The 19,833-nt window shown below is 46.5% G+C and carries 20 protein-coding genes; 5 read left to right on the top strand and 15 right to left on the bottom strand.

Features of this window, described 5'->3' with window-relative positions; all coding sequences use genetic code 11:
* Window positions 1–26: 26 nt before the first annotated feature.
* The 4 genes from DOM22_RS17555 to DOM22_RS17540 form a co-directional block, all read right to left on the bottom strand.
* Window positions 27–1,439: a sigma-54 dependent transcriptional regulator gene (locus DOM22_RS17555; protein ID WP_142701616.1), complete on the bottom strand. Its 1,413-nt coding sequence runs from the start codon at window positions 1,437–1,439 to the stop codon at window positions 27–29.
* A 115-nt stretch (window positions 1,440–1,554) separates the two neighbouring features.
* Window positions 1,555–3,411, bottom strand: coding sequence for a histidine kinase dimerization/phospho-acceptor domain-containing protein (locus DOM22_RS17550; protein WP_168196690.1), 1,857 nt, complete (start codon window positions 3,409–3,411; stop codon window positions 1,555–1,557).
* Window positions 3,399–4,082 (bottom strand): HAD hydrolase-like protein, encoded by a 684-nt coding sequence (locus DOM22_RS17545; RefSeq protein ID WP_142701615.1) that lies wholly within the window; start codon window positions 4,080–4,082, stop codon window positions 3,399–3,401. The genes DOM22_RS17550 and DOM22_RS17545 overlap by 13 nt, the downstream gene beginning before the upstream one ends.
* A complete protein-coding gene (locus tag DOM22_RS17540; protein WP_142701614.1) occupies window positions 4,083–4,778 on the bottom strand; it encodes a DUF2817 domain-containing protein in 696 nt (231 codons plus the stop codon).
* A 57-nt stretch (window positions 4,779–4,835) separates the two neighbouring features.
* On the opposite strand from DOM22_RS17540, the gene glmU reads away from it, so the two are divergent.
* A complete protein-coding gene (gene glmU / locus DOM22_RS17535; RefSeq protein WP_142701613.1) occupies window positions 4,836–6,263 on the top strand; it encodes a bifunctional UDP-N-acetylglucosamine diphosphorylase/glucosamine-1-phosphate N-acetyltransferase GlmU in 1,428 nt (475 codons plus the stop codon).
* A 27-nt stretch (window positions 6,264–6,290) separates the two neighbouring features.
* Window positions 6,291–8,177 carry a glutamine--fructose-6-phosphate transaminase (isomerizing) gene (gene glmS / locus DOM22_RS17530; protein WP_142701612.1) on the top strand — a complete coding sequence of 629 codons (1,887 nt, stop codon included), beginning with the start codon at window positions 6,291–6,293 and terminating at the stop codon, window positions 8,175–8,177.
* Between the two features lie 17 nt (window positions 8,178–8,194).
* On the opposite strand, the gene DOM22_RS17525 is transcribed toward glmS, so the two are convergent.
* Window positions 8,195–8,761, bottom strand: a complete 567-nt coding sequence (locus DOM22_RS17525; RefSeq protein ID WP_142701611.1) for a DUF1772 domain-containing protein — start codon at window positions 8,759–8,761, stop codon at window positions 8,195–8,197.
* Between the two features lie 44 nt (window positions 8,762–8,805).
* Entirely contained in the window at window positions 8,806–10,116 is a 1,311-nt protein-coding gene (mltF, locus tag DOM22_RS17520) for a membrane-bound lytic murein transglycosylase MltF (RefSeq protein ID WP_246845734.1), read from the bottom strand.
* Between the two features lie 310 nt (window positions 10,117–10,426).
* Between mltF and DOM22_RS17515 the strand changes: the two genes are divergently transcribed.
* A complete protein-coding gene (locus tag DOM22_RS17515; RefSeq protein WP_142701609.1) occupies window positions 10,427–11,053 on the top strand; it encodes a thymidine kinase in 627 nt (208 codons plus the stop codon).
* Here the strand turns inward: DOM22_RS17515 and DOM22_RS17510 are convergent.
* On the bottom strand, window positions 11,046–11,810 hold the full coding sequence (locus DOM22_RS17510; RefSeq protein WP_168196689.1) for an ABC transporter substrate-binding protein: 765 nt from the start codon (window positions 11,808–11,810) through the stop codon (window positions 11,046–11,048). The two genes, DOM22_RS17515 and DOM22_RS17510, sit on opposite strands and share 8 nt — an antisense overlap.
* A gap of 116 nt (window positions 11,811–11,926) precedes the next feature.
* Here DOM22_RS17510 and DOM22_RS17505 point away from each other — a divergent pair, with 116 nt between their 5' ends.
* Window positions 11,927–12,379 carry a DUF4430 domain-containing protein gene (locus DOM22_RS17505; protein WP_142701607.1) on the top strand — a complete coding sequence of 151 codons (453 nt, stop codon included), beginning with the start codon at window positions 11,927–11,929 and terminating at the stop codon, window positions 12,377–12,379.
* A gap of 3 nt (window positions 12,380–12,382) precedes the next feature.
* Here the strand turns inward: DOM22_RS17505 and DOM22_RS17500 are convergent, their stop codons facing one another.
* The gene (locus tag DOM22_RS17500; RefSeq protein WP_142701606.1) at window positions 12,383–13,159 is read right to left on the bottom strand and encodes an ABC transporter substrate-binding protein; all 777 of its coding nucleotides are present in this window, start codon (window positions 13,157–13,159) and stop codon (window positions 12,383–12,385) included.
* Window positions 13,160–13,220: 61 nt separating this feature from the next.
* A complete protein-coding gene (gene trmFO / locus DOM22_RS17495) occupies window positions 13,221–14,552 on the bottom strand; it encodes a methylenetetrahydrofolate--tRNA-(uracil(54)-C(5))-methyltransferase (FADH(2)-oxidizing) TrmFO (protein ID WP_142701605.1) in 1,332 nt (443 codons plus the stop codon).
* 33 nt (window positions 14,553–14,585) lie between these two features.
* Between trmFO and DOM22_RS17490 the strand changes: the two genes are divergently transcribed.
* Window positions 14,586–14,993 (top strand): DUF721 domain-containing protein, encoded by a 408-nt coding sequence (locus DOM22_RS17490; RefSeq protein ID WP_142701604.1) that lies wholly within the window; start codon window positions 14,586–14,588, stop codon window positions 14,991–14,993.
* Here the strand turns inward: DOM22_RS17490 and DOM22_RS17485 are convergent.
* The 6 genes from DOM22_RS17485 to DOM22_RS17460 all read right to left on the bottom strand — a co-directional run bounded on the left by DOM22_RS17485 (window position 14,990) and on the right by DOM22_RS17460 (window position 19,683).
* A complete protein-coding gene (locus DOM22_RS17485) occupies window positions 14,990–15,907 on the bottom strand; it encodes a trypsin-like serine protease (RefSeq protein WP_142701603.1) in 918 nt (305 codons plus the stop codon). The two genes, DOM22_RS17490 and DOM22_RS17485, sit on opposite strands and share 4 nt — an antisense overlap.
* The gene (locus DOM22_RS17480; protein WP_142701602.1) at window positions 15,904–16,746 is read right to left on the bottom strand and encodes a hypothetical protein; all 843 of its coding nucleotides are present in this window, start codon (window positions 16,744–16,746) and stop codon (window positions 15,904–15,906) included. The genes DOM22_RS17485 and DOM22_RS17480 overlap by 4 nt, the downstream gene beginning before the upstream one ends.
* 104 nt (window positions 16,747–16,850) lie before the next feature.
* Complete coding sequence (locus DOM22_RS17475) at window positions 16,851–17,660, bottom strand: MlaD family protein (RefSeq protein ID WP_142701601.1); 810 nt, start codon at window positions 17,658–17,660, stop codon at window positions 16,851–16,853.
* Window positions 17,660–18,409: an ABC transporter ATP-binding protein gene (locus DOM22_RS17470; protein ID WP_142701600.1), complete on the bottom strand. Its 750-nt coding sequence runs from the start codon at window positions 18,407–18,409 to the stop codon at window positions 17,660–17,662. Before DOM22_RS17470 ends, DOM22_RS17475 begins: the two co-directional genes overlap by 1 nt.
* Complete coding sequence (locus tag DOM22_RS17465; protein WP_142701599.1) at window positions 18,406–19,194, bottom strand: ABC transporter permease; 789 nt, start codon at window positions 19,192–19,194, stop codon at window positions 18,406–18,408. The genes DOM22_RS17470 and DOM22_RS17465 overlap by 4 nt, the downstream gene beginning before the upstream one ends.
* The gene (locus tag DOM22_RS17460; RefSeq protein WP_246845732.1) at window positions 19,195–19,683 is read right to left on the bottom strand and encodes a hypothetical protein; all 489 of its coding nucleotides are present in this window, start codon (window positions 19,681–19,683) and stop codon (window positions 19,195–19,197) included.
* Window positions 19,684–19,833 lie beyond the last annotated feature (150 nt).

The raw sequence follows: 19,833 nt of genomic DNA, 5'->3' as shown, positions 1-19,833 counted from the left end.
GCCGCTTGCTTGTCTCATTCAGAGATTTAGAAATTGGAAGGATTGATATCGTTCGGAGGAGTAAGACCTTTCTTTTTGATCTTCTCTACCAGTGTGGTGCGGTTCAGTCTTAACAAAGCCGCTGCTTGATTGCGGTTCCAGCCGGTTTTTTCCAAAGCTTTCAAGATCAGATTGTTCTCGAAATTGTCTACCGCCGTGTTAAAGTCCATGCCGCTGTCAGGGATTTCCATTTGGCTCGCATCCAAAGAAGCCACGGGCTTCATGGATTTGTATTTCACCGGAAGGTCATTCATTTCAACTGTGCCTTGGCCTTTAAGGATCGTCATGCGCTCTACCAAATTCTCAAGCTCACGAATATTTCCCGGCCATGGGTAATTCCCCAAAGCATCCAAAGCGTCGGCAGCAATTCCTGTCAAACCGCGACCTTTGTTTTTATTGAAGATCTCCATGAAGTGATTCAACAACAAAGGAATGTCGCTTTTTCTCTCGCGCAACGCCGGAACGTGGATAGGAATAACATTCAGTCGATAGTAAAGATCCTCACGGAAATTACCCTGCTCGACAGCTTCTTCCAGGTGGATATTAGTCGCTGCGATCACTCGAACATTGACGGAAACCGTTTTTGTCGAACCCACCGGTTCAAAACTGCGTTCTTGAAGAGCACGCAAGAGTTTCACTTGCAAAGACGGCTCCAGATCACCGATTTCATCCAGGAAGATCGTACCGCCGTCAGCCATTTCAAAACGGCCGATGCGGTTGGCGATAGCACCGGTGAAGGCACCTTTCATGTGGCCGAACAATTCACTTTCCAAAAGTTCCGAAGGAATTGCACCACAGTTGATTGGAATAAAAGGGCCTTGGGCGCGAGGGGAGTTGTAGTGAATCGCGCGTGCGATCAACTCTTTACCCGTACCTGACTCGCCCGTAACCAAGACTGTTGAATCAGAATCAGCAACACGTTCGATCAAGCGCAAAACATTTTGAATGGGTTCAGAAGAACCGACGATTTGATCGAATTTGTATTTCTTGTTTAATTCGGAACGAAGTTGTTGGTTTTCTTGCTGAAGTTTTTTGTGAGTCAGCGCTTTTTCGATCAGGCTCATCAGCTCTTCAAGATTGAAAGGCTTGGTCACAAAGTGGAAGGCGCCTTTTTGTGTCGCGCGGATTGCAGACTCGATAGTCGCGTGACCCGTCAGGATAATTACTTCACAAGCGGGGTTCAGGGCTTTTAAATGAGTCATGAACTCGATGCCATCTCCATCCGGGAGATTTAAATCAACGATAGCCAGATCAATAGGAGTGTCACCTTGAGAAAGAGCTTTGGCTTCTTCGATTTTATTGGCAGTGATGACATTCAAACCTTTTCTGTCGAGCACTCTGAACAGAGCGGTACGCAGAGACGATTCGTCATCCAGAATGAGAACACGTTGTGAACGCATGAACCTTCCTTCCATGGTGGGTTCTTGGAGAGACAGCCGACGTGCATGTCAGCCTTGATAAAAGGATATGGTATTTTTGACGGGCCTGTCAAAAAATCCGCGCCCAGCGGGCGTTTCAGGACCTTAAAACTAGACGGTTGAAGGAAATTTTTGCCACGTTTTCCTGGCCTGGACCCGTGTAAAATTCGAGGTCGGCCTCGTGATCGCGCAGGATCTGAGCGGCAACAGGAACGCCTAAACCTATGGGAAGACTTGGATTTTTCTCTGGGGTTCCATTGTCTTTGATTAAAATAGTAGCAACGTTTTCGCTGGACCCGATTTCAATATCGAGGGAAGCTCGGAATCCTTTGATTTGTCGGCTGCGATCTGTCAAATGATCGATCGCGTTTTGAAAAACGTTTTTCAAAGCTTGGGCCAACAGATTCAAATGACCTTTGACAAAAATATCCTGAGCCGGGAAGTGCAAGCGCACTTCGATGCCTTGGGATTTTGTCTGTAGTTCGACAATCTTGAAAGCCCTTTGGGACACGTCTTTCAGGCTGACGTCGCCTTCTTGGTCTGACGTTGAACTGCGTGTGAAACCTAAAAGATTTATGACGATCTCTTTGCAGCGTTGAACGCCAGCTTCCATCTCTAAGATATCTGGATAAAGTGGATGATCGCCAGGCATGTCCATTTTGATCAGCTGAGTGAATGATAAAATTCCCCCCAACGGATTGTTCAGCTCATGCGCAATAGAAGAACCAATCGTTCCAAGCTCGGCCATTTTCGCGGACTCTAGAATTTGTTTTTCCATTTTCATCTGTTGAGTCACGTCGTGATAAAGATTCACAAAGACGGCAGGCTTATCGCTGTCCAACAACAAACTCTGACTGAAAACATCGAAACTGCGCGGGGCTGGATCATTCGAGCGCATACGGAAATTGCGACCGCGCTGGCAACCCGGGCAGGGTTCTTCGCGGTTATACAATAAAGCATAGCACTTGCGGGTGTTCTGAGGATGTTCCCGCTCTTTCAAGCGTTCTTCGGCGGCTTTATTGGATTGAATGATGTCGTAATTCTGATCAATCAAAACTACGGGATCCGACATCGAATTGAATGTCGCTTCCCATTGTTCTTTCATCGATTCTGATTCTTTTAATTTCTGAATACGATCTAAAGCCAGCGCAACAGCCTCTGCCACGCGAGTCAGGAAATCGCTTTCTTCCTTGTTAAAAGGATGATCGGGCGCACGCAGGAAAAAGACTGAGCCGATGCGATCGTGCATTTTAAATAATGGAACTTGTAATTGCGTAAAGCTTAACTGCGCGGTTACCTGACTGGAAAACTGCTCATCCTGTGGAGAAAAGAAAATGCGAATCCACGAAGTTTGTACAGTGGTCGCCAAAGATTCGTTCAATAGCTGTTCGATCTCGGCCACGGAGCTTGCCTGATGAACCGCCATCAAAGCGACTTTGAATCCCTCGATACGGGAGTTCGTCAAATACAGTTTGCGGCGTGCTTCGGTTAAGAACTTGGTTCTTTTTTGAACCCGCTCTTCCAATTCAATTTGCAGGCGTTTTAATTTTTCTGTTTGTTCACGAATCAACACCGCCAGGTTTTCATCTTGCTTTCGCTGATTGGCTTCTTCAAGTGCTGTAAACAAGTGAGTTTCTAAATCAGTGTCATTAAAACTGTGCATCACACGGATAAAAGAATATTCCTCGTGCAAGCGGCTCAGTTGATTTGCAGAAAAGTCTGGCGGCACAACTGCAATGAATTGGGTCGCCGGGCTGTTCTGTTTAATTTCCTGATAAAATTCATTGAAGCGTTTGCCCAGGATCACTGTGACTGAAACCGCGACAACGTTATAGGTGGAATCTTGAATCCAATGCCAGGCCTGTTGCAGGTCGGTGGCAATGTGAGCCCCCAACTCTTGCAAGCGCGAGTCCCACGGACCGATCAGCAGGAAGCTCGCCTTTAAAGTCCGCATACTGTGATAAGATCCTTGTGCTGAGTGATGGTAAAGTCAGGATGGTCTTCAGGGAAAACCGGCTGTTCGCCGATGTGTTCCCCATGCGCAAAGTAGCAAGTTCTAGCGCCCACACGTTTTCCATCACGAATCTCGCTGGAAAGACGGTTGCCGATACTGATGAGTTCTTCAGGACTGTGACCCTCGCGAGCCAGGATGTCTTGAAAAGCCGATTCTTTTTTCTCGCCGATAAAACCGTTCAGGATGTAAATCCTTTTAAAAAACTTTTCGACACCCAAGGCTTGGATCTTACGGACTTGGGCTTCATAAGAACCCATCGTCACCAGATACAGGTTGTATTGTTCTTTCAGGTGTAAAAGATTTTCAGTCGCTCCTGCGAGCAACGGCAGAACCGGTGGCACTTCGGGATTGTAAAACATCTCCAAAGCATCATGCACCGCTTTGCCCGGCTGGTTCGTGCCGTATTGATTGGCGATTTTTGTGAAAATTTCGGTGTGGGAAAGATTGGCAGCCAATTCCTCGCGGATGCGCATGCACTCTTCCAAAGAAATACAAACACCTGCGGCGATCATTGCCTCGCATGCGCGTTGAGATGCCATGGGCACCAGTAGACCCGAAGTGTCTACCAGGGTGTCATCCAAATCGAATGCGATGGACTTGATCATAGTCATCTAAACGCCTTTTCCTGTTAGGAGCATTTCCAAACCCGTTTTAAAGTGAGGCCATACTTTGTTGAGATCTTCTCCGCTCAGTTCCTCGATGCAAACCACTGGCGTTTTTTTATTGATCCAACCGTACTGACCCAAGCTTCCCGGAGTCGGATAGCCAATATCCTCACGATGCTCATATCCGGTGCCAGTTGCCAAAATCTCGGCGGCCTTTTTGCCCGGTTCGCCAGTATAGACAACGCAAGGCTCCCATGAATGGAAGTGTACTATGAGATGTGGCTTTTCGTCCTCAATGAGTTTTACCAAAGCCTGAACTTCGGGCTCACTCCCGGGCGAAGGGCCGGGATAGTATCTGGGAGCTTTAGCGTCAGGGCTCCAATCGCTGCTGGGAAAGTTGCGATTCAGGTCGACGCCGTTGCCATTGGTTCTTTGATTTTGAGAGGAGCCGTCGGGATTGATATCGGGAATAAGAATCCAAGGGAGGATTTTCGCACTTTGGGTTTTCTCGTTTTCCTGAAGCCATTGCAATAGATCCTGAGCCAGGCGAACTCCCTCGGGTTCGTCGCCATGGACGCCGCCCACAAAGAGAATGGGGCGTTCTGAAAAGTCACTCAAGCTGTGTGATTTTTTATACAGCTCTATGTTTTTTCCCGATGCAGACTTTGCCCAAGAAGATTGGTGAAAAATTTGGTGTTGCATGCGATAATTAAGCCTGTTTTTTTAACGGAAGAAAAGCATTTAAAAGGAAGTTTCTGAATGTCAGGAAATGCCACTCATAATACCCCCCCAAATACTACCGACAAGTTGACTGTGATTGCCCTCGCTGCTGGTAAGGGGACACGTATGAAATCCCCACTCCCTAAAGTTCTTCACCCGGTGGCGGGTCGTCCAATGATCGAAAAAGTTATTCAAGCCTCTAAAGGGGCGGGCGCGACGGAAGTACGCGTGATCGTTGGTCATGGCCAGAACTTGGTTCGCCAGGTTGTCGAGCCGATGGGTGTCTCTTGCTACGCTCAAGACGAGCAGTTGGGAACAGCCCACGCAGTTCGTTGTGCAAAGCCTGAAACGATCGAAGGCGATGTTGTCATCATGAACGGTGACCATCCTTTGATCGAGGCTTCTGACGTTAAAGAATTTCTGCGCATTTTCCGTGATGAAAAATGCGACTTGGCGGTGGTAACGGCTGAGTTGAAAGTTCCAGGCGAGTTTGGTCGTATCGTGCGCAACCGTGGCGACTTGGTTGCTATCGTTGAAGCGAAAGACGCCTCTGCCGAAACTTTGAAAATCCGCGAGATCAATACTGGCATTTATATCGCCAAGGCTTCTGTTTTGGCTGAATACTTGCCACAAATCAAAAACAACAATTCTAAAAAAGAATTCTACATCACAGATCTGATCTCTTTGTGCATTCAAGACAAAATGAAAGTTCAAGCGATCAAATCCACTCCGAAAGTGGCCGTGGGCGTGAACAATCAGGTGGAGTTGGCGAAAGCGACTCGCTTGTTGTTTAAAAGAAAAGCTTTGCGCTTGATGGAAGAAGGCGTGTTGATGATCGATCCACGCACGACCTACATCGAAGACAGCGTGCAAATCGGTGCGGGCACAGTGGTTTATCCAAACGTGTTCATCCGTGGCCGTACAAAGATCGGTTCTTTCAGTGTGATCGAATCCAACTCCTTTATCTCTGACACGGAAATCGGTGACAGTGTTCAGGTACGTGGCGGGACATATTTGGAAAGTTCTAAACTTCATAACAAAGTTTCTGTGGGTCCTTATGCTCGTTTGCGCCCGGAAACAGAGATCTGCGAAGAAGCTCATGTGGGCAACTTCGTGGAAATGAAGAAAACTAAATTCGGCAAAAAATCCAAAGCCGGTCATTTGACTTACTTGGGTGATGCGGAAATTGGTGAAGAAGTGAACGTGGGTTGCGGAACTATAACTTGCAACTACGCTGCAGATAAAAAGAAATATAAGACCAAAATTGGTGATCGTGTATTCGTGGGCAGTGATACGCAATTCGTGGCTCCGATTGAAATCGGCAACGACGCGGTGATTGGCTCCGGCTCAACGATCACGAAGAATGTTCCGGCAAATGCTTTGGCAGTGGCTCGCGGTAAACAGTTCACGAAAGAGAACTATGTGACGAAGGCGCCTGAAGCAGTAACCGAAACAGAGAACAAGTAATTAGATTTTAGAATTAATAGGTGAGTTATGTGTGGAATCGTAGGGTACCTTGGACCTCAAAGTCCCAAAGACATCATTATCAGTGGTTTGAAAAAGCTTGAATACCGTGGCTATGACAGCGCGGGTATCGCAATCCTTGATAAAGGCGCAACGAAACGTGTGCGTGCTCAAGGAAAGCTAAAAAACCTTGAAGAAAAACTAGTAAACGAAAAATTCGATGGCCACTTGGGTATCGGTCATACGCGTTGGGCAACTCACGGGAAGCCTTCTGAGCGCAATGCCCATCCCCATCAAGTTCGTGGCATCAATCTGGTTCATAACGGTATCATCGAAAATTACCTTGATATCCGCGAAGAGCTTTTGGCTCAAGGTGCAGAGATCACTTCCGACACAGACTCTGAGTTGGTGGCGCATTTGATCGCCAACGAAATTGAAAATACCAAAGATCTTTATAAGGCCGTCGAGTCGACTTTGACAAAACTTCGCGGTGCCTTCTCGATCCTGGTTATGTGGGATAAAGAACCGGATCACCTGATCGCTTTCAAAGATGGTCCTCCATTGGTTGTGGGCTTGGGTAAAGATGAAGTGTTTGTCGCTTCGGACGTTCAAGCATTGATCCAATACACAAAAACTTTCGTGTATCTGGATGATCGTGAGATCGCAAACATCAAAGGCAGCAAGGTCGAGTTCTTTTCTGCCAATGGTTTCCCTATCCAAAAAAAATCAGTTGAGTTGAACTGGAATCCTGAGATGGTCGAAAAACAAGGCTATGCTCACTACATGTTGAAAGAAATTTATGAGCAACCACGTGCTGTGGCTGCTGCGATCGAACCACACGTCAATACAGAAGCCTTCAATGTGGCTTTGAAAAATGTGGGCTTCGGTGGTCAATCTGTTCAAAAATTGGAAGAGCTTGATTCAAAAGCGGACTGGGCGAAAACTCAGGAAGTTTTCAAAGGTATCGAACGTGTATTCATCATCGCTTGCGGAACTAGTTTCTATGCAGGTCTTGTCGGTAAATACTTGATCGAACAATTGGCTCGCATCCCCGTTGAAGTGGATGTGGCTTCTGAATTCCGTTACCGCAATCCAGTGATCCCACCAAAAACTTTGGTGATGACGATCTCTCAATCCGGCGAGACGGCAGATACATTGGCAGCTATCCGTATGTCAAAAGAAGCGGGCGCAACAACAATGAGTATCTGTAACGTGCGCAACTCCACAATCGATCGTGAAGCTCATGGTCATTTGTACATGAACTCGGGTCCTGAGATCGGTGTGGCTTCGACAAAAGCCTTCACATCAACACTGGCGGTCTTGAACTGCGTGGCAGTGGCAATGGCTCGCAGCCGTGGCGTGATGGAAGCTAAGGAAGAAAAAGAACTTGTACAAAGCTTGCTAGCGACTCCAGCGCAAATGGAAAGCGTCCTGGTTTATGACAAGTACTTCGACGAAGCAGCGGCTAAATTGAAGCTGTTCCGTGGTTTCTTGTACATGGGTCGTGGCACAAGCTATCCGATCGCGATGGAAGGTGCTTTGAAGTTGAAGGAGTTGGCTTACATGCACGCGGAAGGCTATGCTGCCGGCGAAATGAAGCACGGTCCTTTAGCCTTGATCGACGAGCGCATGGCAATCGTGATGGTGGCTCCAACAGACCACTGGTACGAAAAAACAATCAGCAACCTGGAAGAAGCTCGTGCGCGTGGTGGTAAAATCATTTCTATCGGTACGGGTGAAAACGAAAAACTTCGTGGTATCAGCGAATACTATTTGGCCATGCCGAAAGCTCACTGGACAACGAACACGATTTTGTCAGTGATTCCGTTGCAATTAATGAGCTATCACTTGGCATCAAGCTTGGGTTACGACGTGGATCAACCACGCAACCTTGCGAAGTCCGTGACTGTTGAATAGTTTAAAAAAGTAAATTTTTACTGTCCATAACCCGTGATGATCTCACGGGTTTTTTTATGATGTGTGGGTGCCAGAAAGTTATTGCGGGGAGCATCTCGTCCCGAACTCGCGCGGCGAAGAGCTGCCAACACCAGACAGAATCCCAAAAGATTCGTCGCAAAGTGAAAGTTCATAAAGTACGCCCACTCTTCACGGAGCCCATAGATCTCGCTGCCGACCACCCGGTTTTCCGCAAATGATCGCAGAATGATGTTGATACGATAGTGGCCCAGATAAGAAAGAAATACTTCCTGAAGTACGCAAAGAAACGCGCCCAAGACAAAATAGAAATCCACCATACGATAACGACGTCGCCAGATGATCAACCAAATGCCAGTGGACAAAGACATCACCAGATAAAGATACAACACGTTCATATCAAAGGCTTCGCGATCATAACGGAAGAACTCCAGAAATGTGGAAGGTGGAAGTTCCTTAAGTGTTGGACCAAATGTTAAAGAAAAGAATGACGTAAATCCCGCAAACAAACCTGTGGAGAGCACAGCAAGATAGATAATAAATTTGCGAAGGAAAGTTTTTATCATTTCAAGAAACCTTAACAAGATTTCTTGAAAAGAGAGAGCGAATTTTAACCCGCAGACATTAAGCTATAGAAAGACTTCACGCGCTCAACGAACTCAACAGTTTCGTACCCACGAGCGTAACCGTATTCCAATTTTTCCGTGTAATCAGGATCTGCCAACAATGGTAAAATCTCTTTCATGTGGCGCCAAGAATAAGGATCGCGTCCCATGCTCTCGGCTAATTTTTGGGCATCACGAAGATGGGCATAACCCACATTGTAAGCTGCCAAAGCCAAAGCCATGCGATCTTTCGAGTTCAAAGAGCGCGGCATTTTATCCAAAAGATACTTCAAATATTTCGAACCGCCCCAAATGCTTTGCAAAGGATCGGTGCGATCGTCGATGCCGACATGGTCTGCTGTGTCCGTCGTCAATTGCATCAAACCACGAACTCCCGTGAAACTGCGAGCATCCGGATTCCAATGAGACTCCTGATAAGCAACAGAGGCAATCAATTGCCAAGGAAGACCGTGTTCATTGCCTGCGTCTTTGAAGGCTTGGCGGTAAGTCGGCAAAATGTCTTCGATATTACGGAAGAAGCGCGAGATGTCGGCTTTATCCAATTGATTCAAAGTCGTTTTATAACGATCCATGATACGCATGACGCTGTCTTCGCGACTGGCAGATTGATACCAAGCCTGCATCAGACGCGCAAGATCCTGACTGTCAGGACTCAAAAGCCAACTTAAAGAGTAAGAATCCGTTAACGATGTGATTTTCTCGATATTTTTATGGAAACGCACATAGAAATCTCCGCTGACGTTTTCAGAAATCACACAGTCGAATTTTTTATCGTTCAGTTGAGATAGGAGATCTTGAGTGCGGGTGTTTTCCAGCAATTCAATTTTAGTCGTCGGTGTCAGTTGAGTCAGGCGTTGAGAGAAGCCTTGATAGTTGTCTTTTTTAAGGAGTGCGACACTTTTACCACCTAGATCTTGAATATTGCTGATCTGGGATTTGCGTTGGCAGTAAAGACTTAATGTTGTGTCTTCGTAAGCCGGGCCTGTTAAAAACCCTGAGCGATTCTCAGGAGTTCGGATGCGAGCCGCTGCCACATCGCCTTGGCCTTTGGAAAGGGCTCTTAATATGGCGCTTTCATCCTTCATCACCACGAACTTTACTTTGAGGTGATAGTGGTTGGCGAAGTTTTGGATCAGATCGTGATCGATCCCGCTGGCTTCACCTTTTTTGCGCTGACTATATATAAGAGGACTTTGCGTGGTCAGGACGGTGATCTCGCCCTGCTTTTGGACTTTTTCCAAACTTTCCTGCTCGTCCCAATAGATAGCATCGCAACCGTTCATGATGAACGTCATTGCCGCCAGTCCACTGACCACGCAGAAGCGTTTGAATTTCTGTCTAAATCTTAAATTCCTACCCATAGTGTTCGGGCTGAGTAACTTATGGCGCGCTGCTTGCGCAAGCAATAAGCAGCCGAAATGGGGTTTTAAATGTGAAAGAATGCCGTTTTTGGCTCGCTTTCAGAAAAATATTCAATATCCGCAGGCCCTTGATGCGAGCGGGAAACAAAGCTTTAATCCCTCAGTTTCGTAATGCAACGCAATCATTTGACACTGTTTCGCCCCCATCCGATGCTTTGAACGGTTCATTTTGAGGGGATATTTCGTGTCTGAATTTTCATATGTTGTAACTCGCGGTTGGATTGAAGTGATCGTCGGCTCTATGTTTAGCGGGAAAACGGAAGAGCTTATTCGTCGTTTGCGTCGTGCGGAATTCGCTCGTCTGCAAGTTCAAGTTTTCAAACCGGTGATCGACAAGCGCTATAACGAAATGGCCGTAACCTCTCATAACTTTACAACAATGGATTCGCAACCGATCGAAGACGCAGAAATGATCTGGGAGCATTTAAAGCCTGAAACGAAAGTGGTGGGCATTGATGAGGGTCAGTTCTTTTCTGGCAACCTAGTTCAGGTGGCTCAGGATCTGGCCGAGCGCGGTTTGCGCGTGATTATCGCAGGACTGGATACAGACTGGCAGGCAAAACCTTTTGAACCCATGCCGACTTTGATGGCCATCGCCGAAAACGTCACCAAACAACATGCAGTCTGTGTCGTGTGTGGAGCTCCGGCATGCCGCACGCAAAGAACCGCCGGTGGCGACGGTCAAGTTCAGGTCGGTACTCACGAAGCTTACGAGGCTCGTTGTCGTTCTCATTTTAAACCGGTTGTTGATTTGCCGACTTTGGATTTTAAACTACGTCGTACAGAAGAGATTGCTGAAGTTTCTATTTAGGAACTCGCTGGTATTTTTTCACGATTTTGTTCAGAGTCCCGTCTTTAGCTATCTCAGCTAAGGCTTTTTCTACTAAAGCGATGCCTGCTTGAATGCCCTTTCGCGGAACATAGTAGGCACCGCTTTCAAAAACGTTCTCTTTGTCATCGACCAATGTGAATTCCGGGTGGTCTCCCAAATAATAAGTAATCAACGTTCCTTGTGAAGCAAAAACGGCGTTTTCCGTGTCCTTGAGTTTTTTAAAACACTGTGGAAGATTCGGCATCGTTATTAAGCGCTTTTCTTTTTCAAGTTTTGTGACTTCGTCGGGCTTAAAAAAAATACGGCTGCCTGGCTGCAGAATAAACTTGTACTTAGGATTGTTCATTAACTCCTGAACACTGGGGGGATTTGCAGGTGGATTTTTCAGATTCACCAGAAATTTTCTGGCCGAGGGTCTTAGCAGAATGAACTTCGCGTATTTATCATAAGTGATATTTCTGGAATCCAAGAGTGCAAGATCAATAGAGGAGTACTGTAAACTATGAGCGGTCCGAGACCTATTCATAGATGTGACCGTGAACTCGCATCCCGTGCGTTTTTTAAGTTCCTCTATAATATCGATGGTAATTCCTCGCGGTGTTCCACCAGCTTCGGGTGGAAAGTACAGGGGCGGCGACTCATTGACAGATGTTCTAAAATTGACACCACAGGCGGGGCGCTCGGCCCAGACCGGGGTGTTCGATAATAGAATGGAAATAAGCAGTCCTACCGTCATGGTCCACCTGAAATTATTGTAGCGAGGAATCAGGTTCTTGTTCAATTTTTTGCAAGTCGGGTGTCTTTGAACACAGATTCCTTGCATCCAAGGGGCTGCCGGTTTAGTCAGTCCTTATGAAAAACATATTCATTCTTTTGTTGGTTTTAGCTCCTATGTCATCTTACGCAATCACTTGGAAAGTTATCGGAGCTTGCTCAGAAACTCCACTTTATCAAGGCACAGCTACGGCTGACCTGGGTAAATCCGTGGGCGCTAACACGATTCAAATCTTTGATGCCAATAAAGTTCAATACTACGGCGTTGAAGAAGGCATCAGTTCGGTGAATGATTCTCCGGTGGGATTGGATGCCGTTGAAGTTGTTTCTGATACTTTGATGCGCGCATATGGCTGGTGCTATTCAGTGAATGGAAAAGTTCCATTGGCCATGCCACACAAGGTTTCTTTCACATCGCAAAGTGATGAGCTTGTCTGGTTCTACGGATATTCGACTAACAAGAATAATCAATGGTTGGATATGTGTGTACCAGGAACGAATATCAAGCCGGATCAATTCTGCAAAAAATAATTTCTAACGAATTCGGGGGGCGGGTTTTTTATAATTCGCGTAGGTGTTTGTGATTCGCTCCCAAGTTCCGTCTTTCACCATGTCACTTATTGCCTCAGAGATGGCATCCATATCTCTCACACGATCTTTCGTGCGATGATAAATCCCAATTTCAAATGATGATTCGCTGTCGGGAACTCGCGTGTATTCCGAGGATAGTGGAACTGTCTTTTTAAAGTATTCATGTACAAATGCATTCTGCACAATTGCGGCCCTGGGTGTTCTGGTCAACATTTGATAGGCGGCCTGTAATGACGGGGCTGTTTTGAATCGCTCGGCCTTCGTTAACATTTGAACTTCATCAGGTGTAAAGAAATAGGCGGCTGCAGGCAATATGATGAAACGAATCTTGGTGTCAGTTAGAACCTCACGAAAGCTCTTATGTTTGTCTTTATTTATGAGTAGCGCTTCGCGATGGATTTTTTGAATGGGAATAAACTGCGCGTACTCGTCAAAAATCGGATTTTTAATTGTCACGACCACAAGGTCGATTCGATAGGACTTTATTTCAGACAGCAATCGGGAGCGATTTAGCGGAACCGCTGTAAACTTGCACGTCGTGCGTTTTGCCAATTCTTCCACAGTGTCAAAACTGACGCCCGTATAACGTTTGCTGCTGCCCTCCTGAAAATAGAGTGGCTCGGATTCGTTAACCGCAACTCTATAGGAACCCTGGCACGGAATTGCCATCGTCTGTTGCGCCAATAAATAGAAGGAAAGAAAAGCGGGTAGAAAGGTCATGGAGATATTTTGCCCTGAGCTGGGACAGGCTCCCAGCTGTCTTTAGGCAAAGAGGAACAGCTTAGGAATGAGCTTGAACCCATTCTTTGGCTGCATTGCGAGCGATTTCGATTTGTTTCTTTTTACGGATCTCTTTGTCGCGTTCTTTTTCAGCCAATGGTGGCAACAGCGCGAAATTGATATTCGTCGGCTGAAAGTGTTCTGCACGGGATTCATCCGTGATGGCTTCCAACAGAGAACCGAACGCAGAGGCTCTTGGCGGAGGATTGAATATCTGATCCTTCAGTTTTTGATTGATGAAGCGAGACACCATCAAGCCCACGCAAGTGGATTCAAAATAACCTTCCACGCCAGTGATTTGTCCTGCAAAGAACAACCAAGGATCGTTCTTGCTGGAAAGATCTTTGTTCAGACGTTTTGGAGAGTTAATGAAAAGGTTTCTGTGGATAGAACCCAATTTCAAGAACTCCGCATTTTCCAAACCAGGGATCATACGGAACACACGTACTTGATCGGCGTAAGCCATGCGAGTCTGGAAGCCCACCATGTTGTAGGCCGTGCCCTCTTTATTGTCCTGACGAAGTTGTACGACGGCCCAGGGATAACGGTTTGTGCGAGGATCATCCAAGCCGATTGGTTTCATCGGACCAAAGCGTAAAGTCTGAGGACCGCGCTCGACCATCACCTCAATCGGCATGCAGCCTTCAAAGAATTCTGTTTTTTCGAAGTCTTTGGGTTCAATTTTTTTAGCGTCAGTCACTGCCTGGATGAAGTTATTGTATTCTTCTTTGTTCATCGGGCAATTGTAGTAATCGTTGGTGCCTTTGCCCCAACGATCAGCTTTCCAGGCGATTTCGGTGTTGATGGATTCCGCATCGATAATCGGTGCGATGGCATCAAAGAAGTACAAGAACTCATCACCGAAATGCTTGCGCAGATCTTCTGCCAATTCATCGTGAGTCAAAGGACCTGTAGCAATAACTGCGGGGCGGGGAACGTCGCTCAAAGACTTGATCACGTCATTGCGAATTTCAATGTTGGGATGGCTTTTTACCTTATCAGTCACCAGTTGGGAGAAAACCTCGCGGTCCATGCCCAAAGCCTGACCTGCGGGAACTGCGGCTTCTTTAGCGATTTTTAGGATGTGGGAGCCATTCAATTCGGCTTCCCATTTCAATTGGCCTGGGGCCGATATTTCGTTCAATGTCCCAAAGGAGTTGGAGCAAACCAGTTCCGCGAATTTGTGGGTTTTGTGCGCTGGTGTCATGGTTTTATCGCGCATCTCGCACAGAACGACCTTATAACCCATATCAGCAAGCTGTAATGCGCACTCAGAGCCCGCGAGCCCCGCGCCAACGACAGTAATTTTTTGATTTTGCATGAAATTGGTCATCTTTTGGGAAATCCTTTGCTAACTTGGGGGCGAATGAATTCAAACGATCCAAGCCACCCTAAAAATAAAAAGCGCAAGCTCACTCTAGGATCCGAAGTCCTACAGAGTCTTTTTGAAAATGGCAAGTCGCCATTGTCAGAACAATTCATGCGCTGGAAATTATGGGCGAAATGGGAAGAGGTCGTGGGTCCTACCATTGCAAAAAATGCAGAGCCGGTGGGATTCCAGAGAGGCGTGTTGTACGTCTGGGTCCGAAATTCCTCATGGATGCAGCAGATGATCTTTTTGAAGGATCAGATCCGCGACACCATAAACGAGAAATTCGAGAATAACTTTGTTCGCTATATCAAGTTCACTCTGGATCGCCGTGAGGTTCCTCAAGACGATCAAACGGGGATTCGAGAGATGATTCAAAGACTCGCACCGGATTCTGAAGATTAGTTGATTCCAGTTTGATCAGCATTCGGGGCAGAGGATGCAATTGGTGCTTCGATGGCTTCAATTTCAGCCATCAATTCTTTAGTTGTGCCTTCAATCCAAGTTTTAAATTTCACCAGATTTACATAAGCACCCCGGAAACTGCAGACGGGAGTTTCTCCAGAGTCTTTTTGTTGTTCTGGGAAAACTGTTTTTGAAGCAACACCCATGACGTAGTACTTGCCATCAACTTGAAACATGCCGGGTCCACCGGAGTCGCCTTGGCAAAAACCTTTGCCCTGGGATTGATCGACCAGGAATTTACTGTCAGCAAATTCGTAACCAGAGATTTTTAGTAAAACAACACGCAACACGCCCAAGCCGTCTTTAACTTCTTCGCCCGTGGTTTCCGTATCCTTGCCATAGCCCGCAGAAATCAAATCCAATTTTTTCAAATCGATTTCCATATTGGGATTAGGAATCTGTACCGTCATCGTGTCTGCAGGAAGTTCCTCTTTCAATACGGCCAGTGCCAGGTCTGCGAAAGAATCTGTTTTATAGTCATCGATGATAACAGTCTTAACAACCGGGATCGTAGTCGCCGTTGCTCCTTGCATGATTTCAATATAGCTTGGGTTTTCACCATTAATACAGTGAGCGGCTGTCAGAATCACCCGACGGGTTAAAGCCGAGGCAGAGCATTGTGTGACAGCTACTTTATGACTGCCAGTTTGGCTCTCTAATGGTTCCACCAAGGATTTAAAAGAAAAAACAAGCTTAGAAATCTCGCTCCCGGATTTGGCTTCATGGCCTCCGATGATGGTGTCATCAACATTGGATTTTACATTGGGATGGGCCACGGATTGGTTGTTGTGAAAGCCACCATCCTGGCAGGCCGCAAGTGCCAAAAAACTTAGAAGGAAAAGAAATTTTCTCATGCTGATTTTCCTTTCACCAATTTTAGTTCTTCCAAAATACGCACCCAAAGATCATTAAAAATATCGTCATGTTTTTCTTTAAAGAAATCGTCGCCCTTATCCCAAAGCACCGCGATGACTACGGCCAAAGCGATGCGCGTATAGTTGCGATTAAAGATCGTGTAGCCGCGCAGGATTTCCTGCTTAGACTGATACTTTTCCAAAATCTCGCGGCCTTCTTTGGATTCCAGGCCACGCAATAAAAGCACATTCATATCGTCTGTTTTAATTTTCGAAAACACATCGGGAAGCAGGATCGGCAGACGGCCTTTGGTTAAGCCATAGACGGCAAGTCCCGCGGAGCTGACGTTGGTGATACCGGCGCGATTGATAAAAATCAATTTCGTCAGCAGGTTTGAGCTATCCAGTAAAATTCCGTTCTCGCGGAAATAAGCGATCAAGCCATCGCGTGTGACTTTTTCAGCCATCTGACGAGTCAGGGCTTTAAAGGTGCGCTCGCGAGGGGAAAGAGTCAGATAATCTTTGGCTTTATAAAGGGGGCCATCTTCTTTGGCGTAAACTTTTTCCACCAGTAATTCGATGTCCTTGGCAGAGAGGCCTTCTTTATCGCTAAAGAGTCGGATGGATTTGGTCAATGCGCGCTCAAAAGCCTCTTCATAGTACGGAGCGCGTTCGTCACGAGCTGTGGTGGAAAAGACCTGCCCACAGGAAATCACTTGGCCCTGGGCCGCCAGCGACGTCACCAGGGGGATAATCAAAGCCATAGCCAAACGCAGACCCGTGTCTAAATTTAAGACACTATGACGGCGGGCGCTGCCTGTCGAGTTTTGAGCTGGCATATATTCCTCCTGGGAACTTTTGGATCACGACAAGGAGTAATAATGCAAAAAGAGGGCTTCTTGAGCCCTCTTTGGATTTAACTATTTAGATGTATAGGAGGTTATTAATCTTCTTTTTCGATGGATGTGCGAAGAAGGTTTTTAACATTATTTTTACGTTGAGTGCCGCCCAAAAGTGCCTTCAACTGATTGTGAATGCTTGGGTCGTTGATCAAGGCACCCAGTGTGCCTTCGCCGCGGTCTACTTTCGCCACGATCGCATCCAGGCGGTTGATAGTATTTTTCAATTTCTCACCGCTGTTGCCATCGCTTAAGTGACTCATCATTTTTGAAGCATCGCCGCTGACTCTGCTTAAGTTTGCAGACGTCGATTCAAAGTTTGCCATGATTTTTCCCAGGCGGTTGCCATCGTTCATGGATTTCGCGATCTTGTGCATTTCATCGATGATATCAAATAACTTACCAGCCTCGTTGCCACGTTCAGAAATCACACCGATCAAATCAGTCGCTTTCGCCACTTCCAGGATCGTGCCGTCTTTGACTTCAGGATTGCGGGGATCTGCAGGAATGATAAAGACAAACTTGTCACCCAGGGCACCCTGAGTGCGAATCTCGACCTGAGAGCCTTCGCGAATGCGCGGCAGGAACTCTTTATCGACCCTCATCACCACATCCAAAGAATTTTTGTCTGAAAGGAAATTGATCTTTTGTACGTTCCCGATGGTGATACCGGAAAGGGAGACCACGCTGCCTTCTGCCAGACCCTGAACTTGTTCAAAGTGCGCATGCAGGTTGATATAGGATTTAAAGATGGATTTTTCACCGCCGATGAAAAAGATCGATCCTAAGATGATCACAATCCCGATCGCCAGGAAGATTCCGACTTTAACTTGGGTACTGTTTGATGATTCCATTACGCGCTTTCTCCGTTGATAAATTCTGTCATCGCGCCGCTCGGCTCTTTTTTCAAAGTATCAATCGTGTACTGTTCGCTGATACGACCATTTTGCAGCAAAGCTACTTTGTCGCAAACAGCATACACGGTCGGCATATCATGGGTGACCAATATTGAAGTCATCCCTTTGGATTTCAGTTTCAAAATAGATTCCTGAATTTTCTTGGTGTTATAAGGATCCAGGCCTGCCGTTGGTTCATCGTACAAAACCACTTGAGGATGAATCATCATCGCACGGGCTAGGCCCACGCGTTTTTGCATACCCCCGGAAAGACTTCCTGGGTAAAGCTTCTCAGTTCCCGGAGCCAGACCAAACTCTTCCAATTGAGCTTTGATTTGTGCTTCAACCTCTTTTTCCGAGAAATTGAAATGCTCGCGAAGAGGATATGCCAGGTTTTCATATACCGTCATCGAGTCAAAAAGGGCGCCACCCTGAAATGCGTAAGCCACTTTTTTACGAATATCGACCAGTTGAGCTTCGTTCATACCGTGAATAGGAGTGCCATCCACGATGACTTGACCCTTGTCAGGTTTTTCTAACCCTACCAATGTGCGTAGCAAGACGGATTTGCCGGTGCCAGACCCACCGATCAGGCCCAGGCATTCGCCTTTGCGAACGTAAAAGCTGACACCTTGGTGGACTTTCTTATCTTCAAAGGATTTATGGAAATCAATTACTTCAATAAAGGCTTGTGGTTTTTCGTTCATAAGATTTTCTCCACAATCCAGAATAGTTTCGAAAGAAAGAAATCCCCAATCAGAATCAAAATTGAAGAAACCACGACCGCTTTCGTCGTCGCGATACCAACTTCTTTCGTGCCGTTTTTAACGTTTAATCCAAAGTAACAAGCCGGGATCGAAATGAATAAGGAAAAGAAGAACGTTTTTCCGAAGCCAGAAACATAGTCGCCGACAGAGGAAGTGGAAAGAACTTTCAAAAGATAAAAGCTTGGATCTAAATTCAATTCCACAGCACCGATGAACAAGCCCCCTGCATTCGCCACAACGTTGGTGACTGCGCAAAGAATGGGTAAAGTAATTAAGCAGGCTAACACGCGAGGAATAACAATTTTACGAATCGGGGAGGTGCCCAGGGCGCGGATAGCGTCCACTTGTTGGGTGACCACCATGGAACCGATTTCGCTGGCAATACCTGCGCCCACGCGGGCTGCGAGCATCAAGCTTGTGAACATTGGTCCCATTTCGCGTAAGATAGTGACGGCCAAAAGTTTTGGGACGTACATCTTACCACCGAACTTTTCCAAACCCAGACCAAATTGCAAAGACATTACCGCACCAATCGTCACCGCCGTCACCACGATCAGGGGGGCCGAGCGAATACCGACTTGATAAATTTGCTCGCCGAGCAGACGCCAGTAAAGCTTGCTGGACGTCAGCTCGCGAAAAATATCACGAGTCAAAAGACCGATACCACCCAGAAAGTGGAAAATCTCGATCGTGAAGTTGGTAAGAGGTAAAAGGGTTTGCAACATTTATGGTGCCTTGAAGTTTGCTTTGAAATTTTCAAAAACGGGAAGTTCCGAATTGAACTGTTTTTCAACGCCACCGTAGCTGAGTGTATAGTTGCAGCCGTTCTTTTTGAACACCACCAGAGAAAGCGCCACAGGTACACCGTCAATAGAACCCACGGAGGTTGTTTGGCGAGAGGCGCGGCCGTTGAAGATTTTTTCTTCGGTTTTTAAGACTTCCAATTTATTCAGTGCACTCAAGGATTCTGTTTCCAAAGTCTGCAAACTCGCGTCGGTATTGCCACCGCACTCAGAGATATAGGAAATAGTGTTACCTGTTTTCGAACTCTGCCACGCGCGATCCGCACCTTTGGATTTGATTTTGGAATAGTCTCCGCCAGGCTCCGAAAACTCCACGTCTTTAGCGGCGGTTACCTTGCCACCAGGGAGTTCCACTGATACGCAACTGCCAAGAAGTAAGCTCATGATGATGTATTTAAAGTGGTTTTTCATATCGCCTATCTATCGGAATTTTCTGAGGGAAAATTCAGTCATACAAATTCAATCCAGACCAACGTCGCTGTCATCGCTTTGTCAGGCCTGACAATAATTCTATGAAACATTTTGCCCATCTTGAACATATTTGCCAATAGACCTTTGCAA

This window comes from Bdellovibrio sp. ZAP7 (genome assembly GCF_006874645.1).
Lineage (GTDB): Bacteria > Bdellovibrionota > Bdellovibrionia > Bdellovibrionales > Bdellovibrionaceae > Bdellovibrio.
The sequence above is the reverse complement of the archived record's forward strand: the minus strand, read 5'-3'. Positions and strand labels throughout refer to the sequence as shown.